Origin of the sequence: uncultured Paracoccus sp., assembly GCF_947496875.1 — a bacterium.
GTDB lineage: Bacteria > Pseudomonadota > Alphaproteobacteria > Rhodobacterales > Rhodobacteraceae > Paracoccus.
In genome coordinates, this window is sequence record NZ_CANMEH010000008.1 from 158390 (window position 1) to 176954 (window position 18565).

Consider the following 18565-nt stretch of genomic DNA (forward strand, 5'->3'; position numbering starts at 1 on the left):
CATGCGCGACCGGGTGCGCCGGCTGCTGGGCGAACAGGCCGACCGCGACCGGCTGGTGGTGATCGGTCTGGTGGTGACCGGGCTGTGGCTGGCGCTGGTCGCCATGTTCTGGCTGTTCGGCCCGGACGGCACCGTTCCCAGCGGCACCGCCCGGCTGGTGACGATCGCCGGGATCGTGATGCCGGTCGCCCTGACCTGGCTGGCAGTCGGGCTGGCCCGCGCGATCGCCGCCCTGCGGGCCGAGGCGGACGACCTGCGCGCCCATCTCGAGCGGATGCGGGGCGCGGCCGGCGATCCCGGCATGGGGTCGGACCCGGCCTTTGCCGGCCGCTATCCGCAGGATCGCGGCCCTGCGGCACGGCCTGCCTCCCACTCCGATTCGCCCGCGGCCATGCCGGGCGGCGACCAGGCCCTGCGGCCCGGCGTCCGACCCGCGTCATCCCCCCCGCCGGGCCGCGCCGGCGCCGCGGCCGCCCGCCCCGGCGTGATCGGGACCCCCGGCCGCGCCACCGCGGGCCCGCCCACCGGCCGCGGTCCCGCAGCCCCGGCGCGTGCCGCGCAGGGCGCGACCCCGCCCCGCCCCGCCGGCGCCGCCGACGCACGCCAGCCGCCGCTGCCGCTGGGCGAGGCGGAATCGGTGCCGGTGTCGCCGATCGACCTGCTGCGCGCCCTGAACTTTCCCGACGGGCCGGACGACGTTCAGGCGATCGAGGCGCTGCGGGCCGCGCTGGCCGACCACGACACGATGCGCCTGATCCGGGCCGCGCAGGACGTGGTGACGCTGCTGGCCCAGGCCGGGGTCTACATGGACGACCTCGATCCCCGCCCCGTCCCCGCCCCGTTGTGGCGCGACTTCGCCGAGGGCACCCGGGGTCCGCAGATGGCCGCGCTGGCCGGGGTCGAGGATGAGGGGACCCTGGACGCGACCTCGACGCTGGTCCGCCAGGACGAGATCTTCCGCGACGCCGCGCATCATTTTCTGCGCCAGTTCGACCGGATGCTGGCCCGGCTCGCCCCCGATCTGGACGACGACTATCTGGCGGCGCTGGCCGAGACACGGTCGGGCCGTGCCTTTGTCCTGCTGGCCCAGATTTCCGGGATATTCGGAACTGGCGGCAAGGGACAGGCGCGGGATGACGGCTGACATGGACCCCGGCGCAGCCTTGCGCGGAATGGTCCGGCATGGCGGCTGATCCGCGCCCCGGCGGCCCCGCCGCGCCCGCCCGCGCGCAGGGCCCGCTGGCCGGGATGCGCGCGGTCTCGCTGGCCGCGAACGTGCCCGGGCCCGCCGCCGCGGCGCTGCTCGCCGCCGACGGCATGTCCGTGGTCAAGATCGAGGGTCCGGCCGGCGACCTGCTGACCGGCGCCGCGCCGGGCTGGTACGCGGAGCTGAACGACGGCGTCGAGGTCCGCGCGCTGGACCTGCGGGGCGCCGAGGGATTCGCCGCCCTGCGCGCCCTGCTGGCCGACGCCGACCTGCTGATCACCAGCCAGCGCCGCGGCGCGCTGACCCGGCTGGGGCTCACCGCCGACAGCCTTGCTGTGATCAACCCCGATCTGTGCTGGGTCGAGATCGTCGGCGACGTCCACGCCCCCGACATCCCCGGCCACGACCTGACCTACCAGTTCGAGGCCGGGCTGCTGGAGCCGCCGGCGATGCCGCGCACCTTGCTGGCCGATCTTGCCGGCGCCGGCGACGCCGCCCGCGCGGCGCTGGCGCTGCTGCTGGGCCGGGCGCTGGGCCGGCCCGACCGCCACCGTGCCGTGGGCCTGCGCCAGGCGGCCGAAAGCCTCGACGCCCCGGTGCGCTTCGGCCTCACCGTCGGCGACGGGTTCCTGTCCGGGGCGCTGCCGCAATACCGCATCTATCGCGCCGCCGACGGCTGGGCGGCGGTCGCCGCGCTCGAGCCGCATTTCGCATCGCGTTTCGCCGCCGTGACCGGCGACGATCCGACCGGCTTCCTCGCCGCCCTGCCCTGTGCCCGGATTATGGAACTGGCCGCGGCGCACGATTTGCCGATCCAGGCCATTCCGGACGCCTGACCGGCCACGCCACCGCCCGGCCTCCTCCTCGCCGGCCGGCCACGATGGCACGCTGCGGCGGCGACGGGTTTCGGTCGGCGGTGCTGCCGCAGTACCGCATTCATCGCGCCCTCGAGGGCCGGGCGGCCGCCGCCGCGCTGGAGCTGCATTTCGCATCGCATTTCGCCGCCGCGACCGGCGATGATCGGACCGGCTTCCTCGCCGCCCCGCTCTGTGCCCTGATCGTGGAATCGGCCGGCGCATGACTTGCCGATCCGCGCCATGCCGGACGCCTGACCCGCCGCGCCGCGGCCGGGCCTCCTCCTCGCCGGCGGCCGCACAGCCGTGGCGGGGCGCTGCGGATGAGACCGGAACAATGCATGAAAGCTGCATGAACCATGCGTGAACGTCGCATGTCCCGCACCCCCGCCGTGCCGGGTCCGGCTTGTACCCGCCGCCCGATCCCCTATGGTCCGCGCGATCCGCAGAGCGACGATCCCCATGCCCTCACCCGCCCCTTCCGGCAGCACCGCCGGCACGTCCGCCGGACTGCACGTGTCCACGTCCCGCGCGTCGGCCGAACGCCCGCGTCAGGCGTTCCGCCGGGGCATGGCGCAGGCGGTCCCGTTCCTGCTGGTGATGGTCCCCTACGGCCTGCTGTTCGGCGTCGTGGCCCAGGCCGCCGGCCTCAACCTGCTGCAAACGATCGGTTTCTCGGTCCTGGTGCTGGCCGGGGCGTCGCAGTTCACCGCCGTCGAGCTGATCGCCCAGAACGCGCCGGTGCTGCTAATCATCGCCTCGGCGCTGGCGGTCAACCTGCGCATGGCGATGTATTCCGCGTCGCTGGTGCCGTACTTCGGATCGGCGCGGTCCTGGCACCGGGCGCTGGTCGCCTATCTGCTGGTGGACCAGTCCTATGCGCTGGCGATCGCCAACGCCGAGGCGCATCCCGGCCTGTCCGTGCCCCAGCGCCTCGCGCATTTTCTCGGCGCCGCGCTGGTCATCTGCCCCCCCTGGATCATCTTCACCTATGTCGGCGCCACCCTCGGCAACATCGTCCCGGCCCACTGGCCGCTGGATTTCGTGGTGCCGATCACCTTTCTCTCGATGATCGCGCCGATGCTGCGCACCCGCGCGCATGTGGCCGCGGCGGTGGTGGGGGTTGTCGCGGCGCTGGCGCTTGCCGGGCTGCCCAACGGCAGCGGGCTGCTGATCGCCGCGCCGCTGGGAATGGCGGCGGGGGCTTGGGTGGAAACCCGGATGATCCGCCGCGCGATCATGGGCCGCGGCTGATCGCCGATGCAGTTCTCATCCCCTACCATCTGGCTGATCATCGCGGCGCTCGGCGTCGGGACGTTCCTGCTGCGCTGGTCGTTCCTGGGCGCCATCGGCAACCGCCCGCTGCCGGAATGGGGGCAGCGGCTGCTGCGCTACACGGCGGTCGCGGTGCTGCCGGCGCTGGTCGCGCCGGGGATCCTGTGGCCCGCCGCGACCGACGGGCGCCCCGATCCGGTCCGGCTGGCCGCCGCGGCGGCAACGCTCGCGGCGGGGCTGCTGACCCGCAACACGCTGGCCGCGATCGTCGCGGGCGCGGCTGCGCTGGCGGCCGGCAGCTACTGGGGCTGAACGGCGGGCCCGGCCTGCAGCTGTCCGTCCCGATAGCCCTGAATCATGCCATTCTTCTGGCGCAGCAGCACGTCGTGGTTGTTCGCGGGATCGCCGTCCATCCACCGGTTCGAGACGGCGCCCGGACGTTTCATGAACCAGTTGCGCAGGCGCAGCGGGCTCAGCCCGCGCGGCGCCCCCTCGAAGCCGGGCACCCGGCTCAGGACGCCAGCGGTGCCGACCGCGCAGAATGTCTGGCTGACCGGCCCGTTCGCTTCGGCCGCACGGATGGCGATGTCGGCCACCTCGCGCGTGACCGGCACCCGGTCCTCGGCCACCCAGTAGGTCTTGCGCGCGTGATAGTCGATGTAGAACCGCTTGAAATTGTCGGTGATCCCGTACAGCACGTCCCCGCGCTCGGGGATCTGCGGGTGTTCCCAGCTGCCCGCCGGGTCAAAGATGACCCGCTGGCTGCCATTGATCATCAGCGCCGAATGCCCGCCCTCGCCCCGCGGGATGCCGATGATGGTGAACAGCGTGATCGAGGGCGGCTCGGACGACGTGAACCGGGCGGCGCGCACCGCCTCGTCCGAGGCCCAGATGTTCTCGGCGCCGCACGCGGCCAGCAGCGCCGGCGCTGCCAGCGCCAGGAAGGAACGTCTGTGCATCTGTCTGCCCCTCGTGTCGGTGCCGGTCTTCTGTGGACCGGCCGCCGGATAGCGGATCCGCCGTCAGGCGTTGGTCAGCGCCAGGAAGATCAGGACGGCGAGCATCGCCACGACATTCCAGGCGATGGCGCGCACAAAGCCGTTGAATGTCCGCTGCTGGGCGGTGACGTCCATCGTGCCCACGACATGGTCGCCATGCGCCGACGCCGGGTGGGCGTCATGCAGCCGGGCAGTCCCTGCCGAAGCCGTGTGGGTCCGCGCGTCGCCGTGGCCGACATGCGTGTCGGGCTGGGGGGTGGTCGGGTGGGTGCTGGCCATCTTCGTCATTTCTCCCGTCGGTCTCGCCATCCTGCTAGCGCAGGTCCGGCGCGGTGTCACGCCCCCACACCGTCCCGCCATCCGGTGTCACGCCCACCTGCGCAATCAGGCCACGCTGGTGCAGGCAGTTCACATGGGCCACGGCCTCGACCAGCGCCAGCCCGTATTCCGCATCTCCGATCGACCGCTTGAACAGCACGTCGAAACAGTCGACGGCGGTGCGCGGGCGTTCGGCCAGCGACTGGGCCAGCCGGGTCAGCGCGGATTCGTGGTTTTCCGCCATCGTGTCCAGCCGCGCCGGCAGGCCCCGGAACGGCAGCTTGTGACCGGGCAGCACCAGATGCCGGTCCTCGGCCAGCGCGGCCAGCCGGGCGCAGCTGTCCAGCCAGTCCTGGACCGGGTTCGCCAGCGGCTCGGTCGGATAGACGCCCAGATTGGGCGAGATGCCGGGCAGCAGCTGGTCGCCGCCGATCACCAGATCGTCGTCCTGCGACCACAGCGTGACATGCTCGGCGGCGTGGCCGTTGCCCATCGCGACCCGCCAGGCGCGACTGCCGAACCGCACCACCTGGCCCTCGACCAGACGGGTAAAGCCCAACGGCAGCGGGTGGACCACGTCGGCGCTGTTCCATGGCCGTTCGGCCTGGCGCGCGGCCAGGCGGTCGGCCGGCATGCCCGCCGCACGCCAGAACGCCACCTGCCGGTCGCTGACCCGGTCCTGCGCATCCAGTTGCAGCATCCGGGCGAACAGCCAGCTGGTGCGGCTGGTCCACAGCGCCGCCCCGCGATCCTGGAACCAGCCGGCCAGACCGATGTGATCCGGGTGCTGGTGGGTGGCGATGACCCGCGCCACCGGCGCCCCGGCCAGCGGTCCGTCCAGCAGCATTTGCCAGATCGCCCGACCGCGCCCGGTGTCGAAGCCGGTGTCGACGATGGTCCAGCCGTCTTCATCGCGAAAGGCGTAGACGTTGACATGGTTCAACCGCATCGGCAGCGGCAGCCGCATCCACAGCACGTCGGCGGCAAGCTCGACGGCCCGGCCCTCGCCCGGCGCGTCGTCCCAGGGGTGATGGATCGTCACGCCGCGCCGGCGAACGCGGCATCGGGAACGTCGTTCAGCGCCTCGACCCCCGCCCTGGCCTCGGCCAGATCGGCGGCGTGGCGCGGCAGCACCCGGGTGATGTAGATCCGGGCCAGCGCCTTGCGCGCGTCGTCACCTTCCACCGCCGCGGCCAGATGGAAGCTGGCGCCCAGCACCCGGGCGAATGCGTTCAGATAGGGCATGGCGCCGGCGAACCGGTCCTGCATGCCCTGCCCGACCAGCAGCGTGGTCGCCTCGCGCAGCGCCTCGGCCGCTTCCCAGACCGGGGTCGCCAGTTCCGGCAGCGTGGGCTGCGCCGCCTGCGCCGCGTCCGCCACCTCGTCCAGCAGACGGAACGCCGCCTCGCCGTCGTCCATCATCTTGCGGCCGACCAGATCCATGGCCTGGATCCCGTTGGTGCCTTCGTAGATGGGGGTGATGCGGACATCGCGCAGGAACTGCGCCGCGCCGGTTTCCTCGATGAAGCCCATGCCGCCATGAACCTGGACGCCGACATCCGCCACCCGGACCCCCACGTCGGTGCCGTGGGTCTTGGCGATCGGCGTCAGCAGCGCGGCGCGGGCGGCCCAGTCGGCGTCGCCGGTGGCCCGTGCCATGTCCAGCGCGACCGCGCAGGACAGGCAGATGGCGCGGGCGGCGAACACCTCGGCGCGAGCCGTGGCCAGCATCCGCCGCACGTCGGCATGGCGGATGATCGGACCCATCTGCTCGCGCTCGGCGGCATAGGCCGCGGCATGCTGCAGCGCCGCCTCGGCCACCGCGACGCCCTGCGTTCCGACACCCAGCCGGGCGTTGTTCATCATCGTGAACATCATCGCCATGCCCTTGTGCTCGGTCCCGATCAGCCAGCCCTTCGCGCCTTCAAAGCTCATCACGCAAGTGGGGCTGCCGTGGATGCCCAGCTTGTGTTCAAGGCTGACCACGCGCAGATCGTTGGCGACGCCGGGCTTGCCGTTCTCGTCCGGCAGGTATTTCGGAACCATGAACAGGCTGATCCCCCTGGTTCCCGGCCCGCCATCCGGCAGCCGGGCCAGCACCGCGTGGCAGACGTTCTCGGTCACGTCGCTGTCGCCCCAGGTGATGTAGATCTTCTGCCCGGTGACCCGATAGCTGCCATCGTCCTGACGCTCGGCCCGGGTGGTCAGCGCGCCGACATCCGACCCGGCCTGCGGCTCGGTCAGGTTCATCGTGCCGGACCATTCGCCGGAGATCAGCTTGGGCAGGTACACCGCCTTCAACTCGTCGCTGGCGTGATGTTCCAGCGCCTCGATCTGGCCCTGGGTCAGCAGCGGGTTCAGCTGCAGCGACAGGCAGGCGCCCGCCATCATCTCGCTGACCGCGACGTTGAGCGCCTGCGGCAGACCCGCTCCGCCATAGTCAGGGTCGGCGGACAGTCCGATCCAGCCGCCCTCGGCAATTGCGCGGAAACCCGCCTCGAACCCCGGCGAGGACCGGACGGCGCCGTTTTCCAGCCGCGCCCCCTGCAGGTCGCTGCCGCGGTTCAGCGGCGCCAGCACCTCGGAGGCCATGCGCCCGGCCTCGGTCAGGATCGCCTCGACCGTGTCGTCGGTCGCCTCGGCGAAGCGGTCGGTGCCCGCCACCTTTCCGAACGGTACGATGTTGCGCAGGATGAAGCCGATATCCTCGACAGGTGCGCGATAAGCCATGTTCCCCCCTTGCGCCTTGGCAACCGCCACGGGCGTGCCTATCAGTGAGTGTCCCGCCAACCTAGATGGACCCCACCGGCGTGCAAGCCGCAACATCACGTCACGGCCGGATGACCACGGCGATCCTGCGCCCCGACGCGGACGGCGTCGCACAAGCGGCCCGGCTGCTCGCGGCAGGCGAGGTCGTGGCGATCCCGACCGAGACCGTCTACGGGCTGGCCGGGGATGCTCGCAATGCCGCGGCCGTGGCAAGGATCTATGAGGCCAAGGGACGCCCGGACTTCAACCCGCTGATCGTCCATGTGGGCGACACCTCCGCGGCCGAGGCGATCGCCGTGTTCGACGACGCCGCTCGCCAGGTGGCCCAGGCGCTGTGGCCCGGGCCGCTGACGCTGGTGCTGCCGCTGCGCCCAGGCGCCGGCATCGCCTCGCTGGTCACAGCAGGGCTGGACAGCGTGGCGGTGCGCGTGCCAGCCCATCCGGCCGCCCGGGCCATCCTGCGGGCGTTCGGTGGGCCGCTGGCGGTGCCGTCGGCCAATGTCTCGGGCCGGATCAGTCCCACCACGGCGGCACACGTCCTCGACCCCGACGGCGGGCTGGACGGACGGATCGCCGCCGTCGTCGATGCCGGCCCCTGCGAGGTCGGTCTGGAATCCACGATTCTCGGCTGGCGGAACGGACGGGCCACGCTGCTGCGCCCGGGCGGAGTGCCGGTGGACCGGATCGAGGCGCTGATCGGGCCGGTGGACCGGGGCACGGATCTCGCCGCGCCGGACGCGCCCGGGCAGCTGACCAGCCACTATGCCCCGCGCGCCAGCCTGCGGCTGAACGCCGAGACGCCGCGACCGGGCGAGACGTTCATCGCCTTTGGCCCGGGTGATCTGACGCTGTCGCCCGGCGCGGATCTTGCCGAGGCTGCGGCCCGGCTTTTCGACGTGCTGCGCCAGGCCGACCGGCTGGATCGTCCGATCGCCGTGGCCCCGATTCCCGACACCGGCCTGGGCCTGGCCATCAATGACCGGCTGCGCCGCGCGGCGGCCCCGCGATGATGCTGGGCCCGGTCACGCGTCGCCCGATCCCGCACCGCGCCGCTCCCCGCGCGCGGCCTTGGTCCGGCCTGCGCCCATGACCGCGGACCCGACATGGCAGGGGGTCGCGCTCGACGCGCAGACCGCGCTGGCGCTGCTGGAGTGGCAGCGCGAGATGGGCGTGGACGAGCCCATGCTCGACAGCCCCGTCGACCGCTATGCCGAGATCGCCCGGGCCGCCGCGCCCCCCGCACCGGCGATACCGCCGTCGCAGCCTGCCATACCGACCGCCTCACCCACCCTGCCCGGCATGGACGACCTGCCGGCCCAGGCCGCGGCGCTCGCTGCCCGGGCCACCAGCCTGACTGAACTGCGCGAGGTGATGGAACGGTTCGACGGGCTGGACATCCGCAAGGGCGCGCGCAGCTTCGTCTTTTCCGACGGCAATCCGGCCGCCCGGGTCATGATCCTGGGCGAAGCGCCGGGAGAGGACGAGGATCGGCTGGGCCGCCCGTTCGTCGGACGGGCCGGACAGTTGCTGGACCGGATGCTCGACGCGATCGGTCTGGCGCGGGATTCGGCGACACCGGATCGGGCGGTCTACATCACCAACGTCCTGACCTGGCGCCCCCCCGGAAACCGCCGTCCCACGCCCGAGGAGGTGGCCGCGATGCGGCCGTTCGTGGCCCGCCATGTGGCACTGGTCGCGCCGGATGTGCTGATCCTGATGGGAAACGCCGCGTGCCAGGCCGGGCTGGGACGCGAGGGCATCCTGCGCCTGCGCGGCACCTGGACCACGGCGTTCTACCGCCCTGCCATGCCGATGGTCCACCCCGCCTATCTGCTGCGGACCCCGATCGCCAAGCGCGAGGCCTGGGCCGACCTGCTGGAGGTCACCGCCCGGCTGGCATCGTCAGCCGCGGGCGGGGCATCGTCGCCCGAGGGCGGGACCGCTCAGGACCGGACGCAGCCCTGATATTCAACGGCGTCATCCGGCGCGATCAGCGTCAGGCGCAGCTTGTTGGTGTCCAGCGGAAAGGGCTTGCCGCTGGGGGCCACGAAATCCGCCACCGCGGTCATTCGCCCGTCGGCGCGGCTGATCTCGGCCTGCGACACCCAGACGCCGTCCTGCATCAGTTCCAGCGCCGCGGTCGAGTCGGGCCCCGCATCGGTAACAGTGGCGGCGACCTGCACGCCGTCGTCGATGGGCGTGAGGGTGCAGGTGACCGAATCGTCGCCACGGTCGGGGACGCGCGCCAGGGCCGCGGCCAGCTGCGGGTCAGGTCCGGCCGGCAGATCGTCCGGATGGGTGGCGGATGCGGCAAGATCGACCCGCGCCGGAACGCAGATCTCCTCGCACAGGCCGAAATCCATCGACAGCTTCAGCCCGACCGGGCGATCCGCGTCAGCGGCCGCGATCCGGATCGGCAGCACCAGTTCGTCGTGATAGCCGAGCGTCCGTTCCCCCGCCGAGTCGATCACCTCGGGCCGGGGCCACAGCGGTTGCGCCTCGGCCAGATTGGTCGAGGCCGACCAGTCGAAGCTGGCCGGCACCCCTGTGTCGCCGGGGCTGCGCCAATAGGTTTTCCACCCCGGTTCCAGCACCAGCCGGACCGCGGTGACCGTCGTGCGGTCCGGCCCCGACTGCAGCGGCAGCAACTCGGCCGAGCGCAGGCCGTAGGGCAGCTTGCCCCCCGGTTCGGCCGCATGCACCAGCGGTGCGGCAAATATCGCGGCCAGTGCGGCCGCAAGCGAGACAGCGGATGTCCTGATCGTCATGCCCCAGATGTAGGGACGTCGGGACCGCGGGTGAAGTCACATCTTTGCCACGGGCTTGCACGATGCGGCTTCAATGCCGATCTTTGCTGACACACCGCTGGGGACGAAAGGTGGCGCGATGCAGAACACAGACAGGTTGACCGGCAAGGTCCTGATCGCGATGCCCGGCATGCATGACCCCCGGTTCTCGCGCTCTGTCGTGCTGGTCTGTGCGCATGGCGACGAAGGCGCGATGGGGCTGGTGGTCAACCGCCCGCTGACCGGGCTGGACTTCACCGACCTGCTGAAACAGCTCGACATCGACGCCACCCCGCAGACGCGGGACGTTCCCGTGCATTTCGGCGGTCCGGTCGAACCCGGACGGGGCTTCGTGCTGCACCGGGCCGCGGTGGGTCCCGACACGGACGCCGAGGGGCGCATGCGGATCGGCGACAGCGATCTGGCAATGACGACCACCCGCGACATCCTTGAGGATCTGGCACGCGGCAAGGGCCCGGATCACGCCGTGCTGTCGCTGGGCTATGCCGGCTGGGATGCCGGCCAGCTGGAACGCGAGATGCTGGCGAATGGCTGGCTGACGGCCGAGGCCAGCGACGACATCCTGTTCGGCGCCGACAACGAGCGCAAATGGCAGATCGCGCTGAAGTCGCTGGGCATCGACCCGGTGATGCTGTCGTCGGCGGCAGGCCACGCCTGAGCTTCCTGACCTGACGCAGTCTGCCGGACGACAGGGGCCGGCTGCTGCCCGACCTTGCCCCGAAACCGGGATGTTGCCATACAGGCCCCGTATCGAACGGAGGCCGCATGTCGTTTCGTGCCCGTCACCTGCTGGGGGTCGAACCGCTGGCACCGGACGAGATCGTCACCCTGCTGGATCTGGCCGAAAGCTATGTCTCGCTGAACCGGCGCACGGTCAAGCACGGCGACGCCCTGGACGGGCTGACCCAGATCAACCTGTTCTTCGAGGCCTCCACCCGCACGCAGTCCAGCTTCGAACTGGCCGGCAAGCGGCTGGGCGCCGACGTGATGAACATGGCGGTGGCCCAGTCCAGCGTGAAGAAGGGCGAGACGCTGATCGACACGGCGCTGACCCTGAATGCCATGCACCCCGATCTGCTGGTCGTCCGGCATCCCGAAAGCGGCGCGGTCAACCTGCTGGCCGAAAAGGTCAACTGCGCGGTCATCAACGCAGGCGACGGTCGCCACGAACACCCGACCCAGGCGCTGCTGGACGCACTGACGATCCGTCGCGCCAAGGGGCGGCTGCACCGGCTGACCATCGCGATCTGCGGCGACATCGCCCACAGCCGGGTGGCGCGGTCGAACCTGATCCTGCTGGGCAAGATGGAAAACCGGGTGCGCCTGGTCGGCCCGGCCACCCTGATGCCGTCCGGTGTCGCCGAACTGGGCTGCGAGGTGTTCGAGGACATGCGCGCCGGGCTGGACGAGGCCGACGTGGTCATGATGCTGCGCCTGCAGAAGGAACGCATGGACGGTGGCTTCATCCCGTCGGAACGGGAATACTATCACCGCTGGGGGCTCGATGCCGAGAAGCTGGCGCTGGCCAAGCCCGATGCGATCGTCATGCATCCCGGACCGATGAACCGCGGGGTGGAAATCGACGGGACGATCGCCGACGACATCAACCGCTCGGTGATCCAGGACCAGGTCGAGATGGGTGTGGCAGTCCGCATGGCCGCGATGGACCTGCTGGCCCGCAACCTGCGCGCCGAACGGGGCGCCAGGGCGGCGGGGGATGTGTATGTCTGATCGGTCCTGCGCCCCGGACAGTGGAACAGGATCGTCGCGATGATCCTGCATTTCACCAACGCCCGGCTGATCGACCCCGAGGCACTGACCGACGAGCCGGGCAGCCTGACGGTTCAGGACGGGCTGATCACCGCGGTCGACGGCGACGCACCGTCAGGCGCCACGGTGATCGACTGTGACGGGAAATGCCTGGCGCCCGGGCTGATCGACTGGGGGGTCAAGATCGGCGAGCCGGGCGAACGGCACAAGGAATCGATGCGCAGCGCCGCGCTGGCCGCCGCCGCCGGCGGGGTCACCACGATCGTCGCGCGGCCTGACACCCTGCCCCCGATCGACGCGCCCGAATCGCTGGAATTCGTCACCCGCCGGGCCGCCGACCAGCCGGTTCGCATCCGCCACCAGGCCGCCCTGACCCGCGGTCGCCAGGGGCGCGAGATGGTCGAGATGGGGTTTCTGCGCGACGTCGGCGCCCTGGCCTTTACCGACGGGGTGCGGGTGGTTGCGGACACCAGGATCCTGCAGCGGGCGATGACCTATGCCCGCGGTCTGGACGCGCTGATCGTCGGCCATCCGCAGGACCCGGGGCTGTCGCGCGGCGCGGCGGCGACCAGCGGCAAGTTCGCCTCGCTCTACGGGATCGCGTCCGTGTCGCCCCTGGCCGAGCGGATGGGGCTTGAACGCGATCTCGCGCTGGTCGAGGCGACGGGCGTGCGCTGGCATGCCGACCAGATCACCACCGCGGCGGCCTTGCCGGTTCTGGACCGGGCGCGGGCGGCCGGGCTGGACGTCACCGCCGGGACCTCGATCCATCACCTGACGCTGAACGAATTCGACGTGGGCGACTATCGCACGTTCTTCCGCCTGACCCCGCCGCTGCGCGCCGAGGATGACCGCGCGGCGCTGGTCGAGGCGGTGGCCGACGGCACCATCGACGTGATCGGCAGCTTTCACACCCCCCAGGACGAGGAGGCCAAGCGCCTGCCGTTCGAGATCGCGGCCCCGGGGGCGGTCGGGTTGGAAACCCTGCTGCCAGCGGCGATGCGGCTGTACCATCAGGGGGCCGTGCCGCTGGCGCGGCTGTGGCGGGCAATGTCGCTGAACCCGGCAGCGCGGCTGGGCCTGCCCGGCGGCCAGCTGGGAATCGGAGCGCCGGCCGATCTGGTGCTGTTCGATCCCGATGCGCCGTTCGTGCTGGACCGGTTCCGCCTGCGGTCCAAATCCAAGAACACGCCGTTCGACGGGGCCCGGATGGAGGGGCGGGTGCTGGGCACCTGGGTCGGCGGGCGGCGCGTGTTTGGGATGGCCGCATGACCATGCTGCTGTGGGGGCTGATCGGCTATCTGCTGGGGTCGATCCCGTTCGGCCTCGTGATCACCCGGGCGCTCGGGCTGGGCGACCTGCGCCAGATAGGCTCGGGCAATATCGGCGCGACCAACGTGCTGCGCACCGGCAACCGCGGCGCCGCACTGGCAACCCTGCTGCTGGACAGCGGCAAGGGCGCCATCGCGGTGCTGCTGGCCCGCTGGCTTGCCGGACCGGATGCGGCGCTGGTTGCGGGCGGGGCGGCCTTTCTGGGGCATCTCTACCCCGTCTGGCTGCGCTTTCAGGGCGGCAAGGGCGTGGCGACCTTCCTGGGAACGGTCCTGGCCCTGTCGTGGCCCATCGGCCTGATCGCCTGCGCCACGTGGCTGGTCACCGCCGCCGTCCTCCGCATCTCGTCGCTGGCCGCCCTGGTCGCCGCATTCGGCACGCCGGTCATCGCGCTGCTGGCGGGCCACCCGGCACTGGCCGCCGTGGCGGCGTTCATGGCCCTGCTGATCCTGCTGCGGCACCGGACCAACATCGCGCGGATCAGGACCGGCACCGAACCGCGGATCGGTCAGCGGCGATAAAGCGCGGCATTCTCGGCCCGTATCCGGATCGCCAGAACGCCGGCATTCAGGACCGAAAAGACCACCGCCACCCAGACAAGACCCAGCACCATCGGCGCCACAGCGATCTCTGCTACGACCAGCGTGTAGTTCGGGTGGCGCAGGAACCGGAACGGTCCGCGCCGCACCAGCGGCTCATCCAGAACGATGATCCGGGTCGTCCACCGCGATCCCAGCGTCCCCAGGATCCACAACCGCAGCGCCTGCAGAATGACGAACAGCCCCAGCCAGATCGGGCGGATCGGCTCGCCCCAGCCGAGCACGGCGATGGACCCGATCCACGCGGCATGCAGCGCCACGATCAGGGGATAGTGGCGGGCGCCATGTTCCACCGCCCCGCGCGCCAGCAACCGGCGCGTGTTGCGACGGGCGATGGCCAGTTCGCCCAACCGCTGGACGATCAGAAAGGCGATGAACAGCGCCGCCGGCCAGACCGGTTCAGACATCCAGCGGCAGCAGTGACAGGGTGAATCCCGGACCCAGCGCAGACAGCAGCAAGCGGCCGCGCGGCTGGCGCTGCAGCACCCGTTCCAGGACGAACAGCACCGTCGGCGCCGACATGTTGCCGGCGTCGCGCAGCACCTCGCGCTCGACATCCAGCGCGCCCGCCGGCAGCGCCAGCGCGGTTTCGATCGCGGTGACGACCTTGGCGCCGCCGGGATGGCAGACCATCCGGGTCACCGGCACCGGACCCAGATCGTCCCGCATGCCGTCGAAGGCCGCCCCCAGCCGCTCGGTCGCGAAGGCCGGGATCGAGCGGTCGAAGATGACCCCCAGACCGATATCGTCGACATCCCAGCCCATGATGTTCAGCGTATCGGGCCACATGTGCTGCAGCCCGCGGCCGATGCGCGGGGCATCGCCCGACCCGCTGCTCGTCCCGTCCGCCGATCCCAGCACGACGGCCGCGGCGCCGTCGCCGAACAGCGCCGTGGCGATGATGTCGGCCTTGTCCATCCGGTCCATGCGGAACAGCAGCGTGCAGGTTTCCACCGCAACCATCAGCACCCGGGACCCCGGCCGCGCCACGGCCAGTTCGCGCGCGATGGACAGGCCGGACACGCCGCCGGCACAGCCCAGGCCGAACACCGGCACCCGCAGCACATCCGGCCGGAACCCCATCTCCAGCGCCGCCACGGCCTCCAGCGTCGGGGTGGCGACGCCGGTCGAGGACACGGTGACGATCGCGTCGATCTGGTCGGCCTGCAGACCCGCTGCTGCCAGCGCGCGGCCTGCGGCGTCGCGAAACAGCGCCACGGCCCCGGCGAGGAATGCATCGTTGCGCGACTTCCAGCCGTGACTGTCGCCGAACCAGTCGAACGGCACCACCGAATGGCGCTTGTCGATGCCGGCATTCTCGAACGCGGTGACGATGCGTTCGAACTGGGCGTAGCGCGGCGCCAGCAGGTCGCGCGCCCGCTCCACCACCTGATCCTGCGGCAGGACATGCGGCGGCAGCGCCGTCGCGAGCCCCAGCAGGCGCACATCGGTGGTAGCCCCGCCCTCGGCGGGCAGCGGTTCGATCAGGGGAACGTTCACGCCCGTCCTTTCGGCTTGCCGTCGGGAACGCGCGAAGCCGCGACCGCGTTCCCTTCCCTGACCGATCGGTCCCATCCGGAAGGGCAAGGCACGCCGGTGCGCGTCGGGCCGGCTCCAGCTAGCGAGACAGCCATGCAGATCACCTTTGCCGGTTGCGGGGACGCGTTTGGCAGTGGCGGCCGGTTCAACACCTGCTTTCACGTCGACGGTTGCGCGGCGCCGTTCCTGATCGATTGCGGCGCCACATCGCTGGTGGCGCTGAAGCGGGCGGGGCTCGACCCCGGCCAGATTGCCACGATCTTCGTCTCCCATTTCCATGCCGATCACTTCATGGGCATCCCGTTCCTGGTGCTGGACGGGCAGTTCGGCAACCGCACAGCGCCGCTGACGATCGTCGGACCGAAGGGCCTGGCCGCGCAGTACGAGCGCGCCATGGAAACGGCGTTCCCCGGGTCGTCCAGGGCCGCGCGCGATTTCGAAGTCAAGCTGGAGGAGATTGCGCCGGGCGCCCCGCGCGAGGCGGACGGGCTTCGCGTGACGGCCACCGAGGTGCGGCACGCGAAATCGATGACCTGTCTCGGCTACCGCTTCGATGTCGACCGGAAAGTGCTGGCCTATACTGGCGACACCGAGTGGATCCCCGCGCTCATCGACCTTGGTCGCGACGCCGACCTGCTGGTATCCGAGGCCTGCTTCTGGGACCGCAACGTCCCGGGCCACATGAACGTGACGACGCTGCGCGAGAATCTGCCCGAGGTCGGGGCCAAGCGGGTCGTCCTCACCCATATGGGCGAGGAGGTCCTGTCGCGTCTGGATCAGATCGGGTTCGAGACGGCGGCGGACGGGCTGACCATCACGCTCTGACCTGCCCCGCTCTGGCCGGCCTCAGCGCGTTGGCACGGGGCTGTCGCCGCGGTAGTCGTAGAAGCCGCGCCCCGACTTGCGACCCAGCCATCCCGCCTCGACATATTTGGTCAACAGGGGACAGGGACGGTACTTGGTGTCCGCCAGGCCGTCGTGCAGCACGTTCATGATCGCCAGACAGGTATCCAACCCGATGAAATCGGCCAATTCCAGCGGCCCCATGGGGTGGTTGGCGCCCAGCTTCATCGCCTGGTCGATCGACTTCACGCTGCCGACACCCTCGTACAGCGTGTAGACCGCCTCGTTGATCATCGGCATCAGGATCCGGTTGACGATGAAGGCCGGAAAATCCTCGGCGCTGGCGCTGGTCTTTCCCAGTTTCTCGACCACGTCGCACAGCTGGCGATAGGTGCTTTCGTCGGTGGCAATGCCGCGGATCAGCTCGACCAGCTGCATCACCGGAACCGGATTCATGAAGTGGAAGCCCATGAATTTCTCTGGCCGGTCGGTGCGGCTGGCCAGCCGCGTGATCGAGATGGACGAGGTGTTCGACGTCAGGATCGTGTCGGGCGACAGATGCGGCAGAAGCTCCGCGAAGATCTTGTTCTTGACGTCTTCGCGCTCGGTCGCCGCCTCGATCACCAGGTCGCATTTGCCAAGGTCCGTCAGCTCGGTCGTGGTGCTGATGCGGCTCATCGCGGCGGCCTTTTCCTCGGCCGTGATGCGCTCGCGACTGACCTGCCGTTCCAGGTTCCTGTCGATCAGGGCCAGCGCCTGTTCCATCGCCTCGGCGCTGATGTCGGTCATCACCACGTCATAGCCGGCAAGGGCGAAGACATGCGCGATCCCGTTGCCCATCTGCCCCGCGCCGACCACGCCAACCGACTGTATCGTCATCTTCAAGCCCCCGTTTGTCCCTCCGGACGATAGGACCAAGCGCAAGGACGCTTCAATGCCAAACCGCCCGCGCGAAGGCGGGCGGTCCGGTTGCGGCGCAAGGGGTGACCCCGGTGGGGGTCGCCTACAGTTTCTCGGTGAGTTCCGGCAGGACGGTGAAGATGTCGCCGACCAGGCCGTAATCGGCGACCTGGAAGATCGGCGCCTCCTCGTCCTTGTTGATGGCGACGATCACCTTGCTGTCCTTCATCCCGGCCAGGTGCTGGATCGCGCCGGAAATCCCCGCCGCGATGTAGAGGTCGGGGGCCACCACCTTGCCGGTCTGTCCGACCTGCCAGTCGTTCGGCGCATAGCCCGAATCCACCGCCGCCCGCGACGCGCCGACCGCCGCGCCCAGCTTGTCGGCCAGCTGCTCGATGATCGCGAACTTCTCCTTGGACCCCAGCGCCCGGCCGCCCGACACCACCCGCTTGGCCGAGGTCAGCTCGGGCCGGTCCGACTGCGCCACCTCGTCCGACACCCAGGACGACAGCCCCGGATCGGCAGCCGCCGGCGCCGCCTCGACCGGGGCCGACCCGCCCTGGCCCGCCGCGTCATAGCTGGCGATGCGGACAGTCAGGACCTTGACCTTGTCGGACGACCTGACGGTCTGGATGGCCGCCGAGGTGAAGACGCTGCGCTCGAACGTGTCCGCATCGACGATCTTGCTGACCTCGGGGATCACCATCACGTCCAGCAGGGCCGCGGCGCGCGGCAGGATGTTTCTGGCATCCGTCGTGCCCGGCGCCGCGATATGGGTGTAGCCCGGGGCCAGCTCGACCAGCAGCGCCGCCATCGGCTCGGCCAGGCGATGCGCATAGGCGTCGCCCTCGGCAACCAGCACCTTCGCCACGCCCTCGATCGAGGCCGCGTCCTGCGCGGCGGCCTGCGCTCCCGCCCCCGCGACCAGCAGCGTCACATCGCCGAGCGGCGCGACCGCGGTCACCGCCTTGCTCGTCGCATCCATGTTCAGCCCGTTTTCGGCCATCTCGGCCAGCAGAAGGACAGCCATCAGATCACCCCCGCAGCTTTCAGTTTCGACACCAGCTCATCGACCGAACCGACCTTGATCCCGGCCTTGCGGCCCTCGGGCTCGGCAGTCTTGACCACCGTCAGGCGCGGCGACACGTCCACCCCGTAATCGGCGGCGGACTTCTCGGTCAGCTCCTTCTTCTTCGCCTTCATGATGTTGGGCAGCGACGCGTAGCGCGGCTCGTTCAGGCGCAGATCCGCCGTCACGATCGCCGGCAGCCGGACCGCGATCGTCTGCAGCCCGCCATCGACCTCGCGGGTGACCCGGGCCGCCCCGTCCGCCACCTCGATGCTGCCGGCCTGC

At 70.8% G+C, this 18565-nt stretch carries 21 protein-coding genes and 1 pseudogene; 12 read left to right on the top strand and 10 right to left on the bottom strand.

The genetic code is table 11. The features are described from left to right. Window position 1: 1 nt before the first annotated feature. From Q0938_RS11730 to Q0938_RS11750, 5 genes are all read left to right on the top strand, one after another. Entirely contained in the window at window positions 2–1144 is a 1143-nt protein-coding gene (locus Q0938_RS11730; protein ID WP_299362437.1) for a hypothetical protein, read from the top strand. Window positions 1145–1182: 38 nt separating this feature from the next. Beyond that, window positions 1183–2043 (top strand): CoA transferase, encoded by an 861-nt coding sequence (locus Q0938_RS11735; RefSeq protein WP_299362439.1) that lies wholly within the window; start codon window positions 1183–1185, stop codon window positions 2041–2043. Between the two features lie 44 nt (window positions 2044–2087). After that, on the top strand, window positions 2088–2288 hold the full coding sequence (locus tag Q0938_RS11740; protein ID WP_299362441.1) for a hypothetical protein: 201 nt from the start codon (window positions 2088–2090) through the stop codon (window positions 2286–2288). 289 nt (window positions 2289–2577) lie between these two features. Next, entirely contained in the window at window positions 2578–3315 is a 738-nt protein-coding gene (locus tag Q0938_RS11745) for an AzlC family ABC transporter permease (protein ID WP_299362443.1), read from the top strand. Window positions 3316–3321: 6 nt separating this feature from the next. Beyond that, a complete protein-coding gene (locus tag Q0938_RS11750; protein WP_299362445.1) occupies window positions 3322–3648 on the top strand; it encodes an AzlD domain-containing protein in 327 nt (108 codons plus the stop codon). Here Q0938_RS11750 and Q0938_RS11755 read toward each other — a convergent pair. The 4 genes from Q0938_RS11755 to Q0938_RS11770 all read right to left on the bottom strand — a co-directional run bounded on the left by Q0938_RS11755 (window position 3636) and on the right by Q0938_RS11770 (window position 7382). After that, on the bottom strand, window positions 3636–4295 hold the full coding sequence (locus tag Q0938_RS11755) for a hypothetical protein (RefSeq protein WP_299362447.1): 660 nt from the start codon (window positions 4293–4295) through the stop codon (window positions 3636–3638). The two genes, Q0938_RS11750 and Q0938_RS11755, sit on opposite strands and share 13 nt — an antisense overlap. Window positions 4296–4358: 63 nt before the next feature. Next, window positions 4359–4613 carry an aa3-type cytochrome c oxidase subunit IV gene (locus Q0938_RS11760; protein ID WP_299362450.1) on the bottom strand — a complete coding sequence of 85 codons (255 nt, stop codon included), beginning with the start codon at window positions 4611–4613 and terminating at the stop codon, window positions 4359–4361. A gap of 34 nt (window positions 4614–4647) precedes the next feature. Next, entirely contained in the window at window positions 4648–5694 is a 1047-nt protein-coding gene (locus Q0938_RS11765; RefSeq protein WP_299362452.1) for an MBL fold metallo-hydrolase, read from the bottom strand. Next, window positions 5691–7382, bottom strand: coding sequence for an acyl-CoA dehydrogenase (locus Q0938_RS11770; RefSeq protein WP_299362456.1), 1692 nt, complete (start codon window positions 7380–7382; stop codon window positions 5691–5693). Before Q0938_RS11770 ends, Q0938_RS11765 begins: the two co-directional genes overlap by 4 nt. 110 nt (window positions 7383–7492) lie before the next feature. Here Q0938_RS11770 and Q0938_RS11775 point away from each other — a divergent pair, with 110 nt between their 5' ends. Then, window positions 7493–8431: an L-threonylcarbamoyladenylate synthase gene (locus tag Q0938_RS11775; protein WP_299362458.1), complete on the top strand. Its 939-nt coding sequence runs from the start codon at window positions 7493–7495 to the stop codon at window positions 8429–8431. 76 nt (window positions 8432–8507) lie between these two features. Beyond that, window positions 8508–9386: a uracil-DNA glycosylase gene (locus Q0938_RS11780; protein ID WP_299362460.1), complete on the top strand. Its 879-nt coding sequence runs from the start codon at window positions 8508–8510 to the stop codon at window positions 9384–9386. On the opposite strand, the gene Q0938_RS11785 is transcribed toward Q0938_RS11780, so the two are convergent. Next, a complete protein-coding gene (locus Q0938_RS11785; RefSeq protein ID WP_299362463.1) occupies window positions 9365–10189 on the bottom strand; it encodes a protein-disulfide reductase DsbD domain-containing protein in 825 nt (274 codons plus the stop codon). The two genes, Q0938_RS11780 and Q0938_RS11785, sit on opposite strands and share 22 nt — an antisense overlap. 118 nt (window positions 10190–10307) lie before the next feature. Here Q0938_RS11785 and Q0938_RS11790 point away from each other — a divergent pair, with 118 nt between their 5' ends. The 4 genes from Q0938_RS11790 to plsY all read left to right on the top strand — a co-directional run bounded on the left by Q0938_RS11790 (window position 10308) and on the right by plsY (window position 13851). After that, window positions 10308–10886 (top strand): YqgE/AlgH family protein, encoded by a 579-nt coding sequence (locus tag Q0938_RS11790; protein ID WP_299362465.1) that lies wholly within the window; start codon window positions 10308–10310, stop codon window positions 10884–10886. A gap of 107 nt (window positions 10887–10993) precedes the next feature. Then, window positions 10994–11959 carry an aspartate carbamoyltransferase catalytic subunit gene (locus Q0938_RS11795; RefSeq protein ID WP_299362468.1) on the top strand — a complete coding sequence of 322 codons (966 nt, stop codon included), beginning with the start codon at window positions 10994–10996 and terminating at the stop codon, window positions 11957–11959. A gap of 39 nt (window positions 11960–11998) precedes the next feature. Beyond that, window positions 11999–13270 carry a dihydroorotase gene (gene pyrC, locus Q0938_RS11800; protein ID WP_299362471.1) on the top strand — a complete coding sequence of 424 codons (1272 nt, stop codon included), beginning with the start codon at window positions 11999–12001 and terminating at the stop codon, window positions 13268–13270. Then, the gene (plsY, locus tag Q0938_RS11805; RefSeq protein ID WP_299362474.1) at window positions 13267–13851 is read left to right on the top strand and encodes a glycerol-3-phosphate 1-O-acyltransferase PlsY; all 585 of its coding nucleotides are present in this window, start codon (window positions 13267–13269) and stop codon (window positions 13849–13851) included. Before pyrC ends, plsY begins: the two co-directional genes overlap by 4 nt. Here the strand turns inward: plsY and Q0938_RS11810 are convergent. Both Q0938_RS11810 and Q0938_RS11815 read right to left on the bottom strand, forming a co-directional pair. Next, complete coding sequence (locus Q0938_RS11810; protein WP_299362477.1) at window positions 13839–14336, bottom strand: isoprenylcysteine carboxylmethyltransferase family protein; 498 nt, start codon at window positions 14334–14336, stop codon at window positions 13839–13841. The two genes, plsY and Q0938_RS11810, sit on opposite strands and share 13 nt — an antisense overlap. After that, window positions 14329–15429 (bottom strand): type III polyketide synthase, encoded by a 1101-nt coding sequence (locus Q0938_RS11815; protein WP_299362480.1) that lies wholly within the window; start codon window positions 15427–15429, stop codon window positions 14329–14331. The genes Q0938_RS11810 and Q0938_RS11815 overlap by 8 nt, the downstream gene beginning before the upstream one ends. A gap of 132 nt (window positions 15430–15561) precedes the next feature. Here Q0938_RS11815 and Q0938_RS11820 point away from each other — a divergent pair, with 132 nt between their 5' ends. Then, window positions 15562–16293: an MBL fold metallo-hydrolase gene (locus Q0938_RS11820; protein WP_299362483.1), complete on the top strand. Its 732-nt coding sequence runs from the start codon at window positions 15562–15564 to the stop codon at window positions 16291–16293. Window positions 16294–16314: 21 nt separating this feature from the next. Here the strand turns inward: Q0938_RS11820 and Q0938_RS11825 are convergent, their stop codons facing one another. The 3 genes and pseudogenes from Q0938_RS11825 to Q0938_RS11835 form a co-directional block, all read right to left on the bottom strand. Further along, window positions 16315–17190 carry a 3-hydroxybutyryl-CoA dehydrogenase gene (locus Q0938_RS11825; protein ID WP_299362508.1) on the bottom strand — a complete coding sequence of 292 codons (876 nt, stop codon included), beginning with the start codon at window positions 17188–17190 and terminating at the stop codon, window positions 16315–16317. 124 nt (window positions 17191–17314) lie between these two features. Then, entirely contained in the window at window positions 17315–18241 is a 927-nt protein-coding gene (locus Q0938_RS11830; RefSeq protein WP_299362485.1) for an FAD-binding protein, read from the bottom strand. Next, window positions 18241–18565 (bottom strand): annotated as a pseudogene (locus Q0938_RS11835) (electron transfer flavoprotein subunit beta/FixA family protein); the annotation flags it as partial. The gene Q0938_RS11830 and the pseudogene Q0938_RS11835, both read right to left, overlap by 1 nt.

Excerpts from the sequence above, each read along its gene's own strand:
- Q0938_RS11730 (WP_299362437.1), top strand. The coding sequence starts at position 2 with ATGCGCGACCGGGTGCGCCGGCTGCTGGGCGAACAGGCCGACCGCGAC.
- Q0938_RS11735 (WP_299362439.1), top strand. The coding sequence starts at position 1,183 with ATGGCGGCTGATCCGCGCCCCGGCGGCCCCGCCGCGCCCGCCCGCGCG.
- Q0938_RS11740 (WP_299362441.1), top strand. The coding sequence starts at position 2,088 with ATGGCACGCTGCGGCGGCGACGGGTTTCGGTCGGCGGTGCTGCCGCAG.
- Q0938_RS11750 (WP_299362445.1), top strand. The coding sequence starts at position 3,322 with ATGCAGTTCTCATCCCCTACCATCTGGCTGATCATCGCGGCGCTCGGC.
- Q0938_RS11755 (WP_299362447.1), bottom strand. The coding sequence starts at position 4,295 with ATGCACAGACGTTCCTTCCTGGCGCTGGCAGCGCCGGCGCTGCTGGCC.
- Q0938_RS11760 (WP_299362450.1), bottom strand. The coding sequence starts at position 4,613 with ATGGCCAGCACCCACCCGACCACCCCCCAGCCCGACACGCATGTCGGC.
- Q0938_RS11770 (WP_299362456.1), bottom strand. The coding sequence starts at position 7,382 with ATGGCTTATCGCGCACCTGTCGAGGATATCGGCTTCATCCTGCGCAAC.
- Q0938_RS11775 (WP_299362458.1), top strand. The coding sequence starts at position 7,493 with ATGACCACGGCGATCCTGCGCCCCGACGCGGACGGCGTCGCACAAGCG.
- Q0938_RS11780 (WP_299362460.1), top strand. The coding sequence starts at position 8,508 with ATGACCGCGGACCCGACATGGCAGGGGGTCGCGCTCGACGCGCAGACC.
- Q0938_RS11785 (WP_299362463.1), bottom strand. The coding sequence starts at position 10,189 with ATGACGATCAGGACATCCGCTGTCTCGCTTGCGGCCGCACTGGCCGCG.
- Q0938_RS11790 (WP_299362465.1), top strand. The coding sequence starts at position 10,308 with ATGCAGAACACAGACAGGTTGACCGGCAAGGTCCTGATCGCGATGCCC.
- Q0938_RS11795 (WP_299362468.1), top strand. The coding sequence starts at position 10,994 with ATGTCGTTTCGTGCCCGTCACCTGCTGGGGGTCGAACCGCTGGCACCG.
- pyrC (WP_299362471.1), top strand. The coding sequence starts at position 11,999 with ATGATCCTGCATTTCACCAACGCCCGGCTGATCGACCCCGAGGCACTG.
- plsY (WP_299362474.1), top strand. The coding sequence starts at position 13,267 with ATGACCATGCTGCTGTGGGGGCTGATCGGCTATCTGCTGGGGTCGATC.
- Q0938_RS11810 (WP_299362477.1), bottom strand. The coding sequence starts at position 14,336 with ATGTCTGAACCGGTCTGGCCGGCGGCGCTGTTCATCGCCTTTCTGATC.
- Q0938_RS11820 (WP_299362483.1), top strand. The coding sequence starts at position 15,562 with ATGCAGATCACCTTTGCCGGTTGCGGGGACGCGTTTGGCAGTGGCGGC.
- Q0938_RS11825 (WP_299362508.1), bottom strand. The coding sequence starts at position 17,190 with ATGACGATACAGTCGGTTGGCGTGGTCGGCGCGGGGCAGATGGGCAAC.
- Q0938_RS11830 (WP_299362485.1), bottom strand. The coding sequence starts at position 18,241 with ATGGCTGTCCTTCTGCTGGCCGAGATGGCCGAAAACGGGCTGAACATG.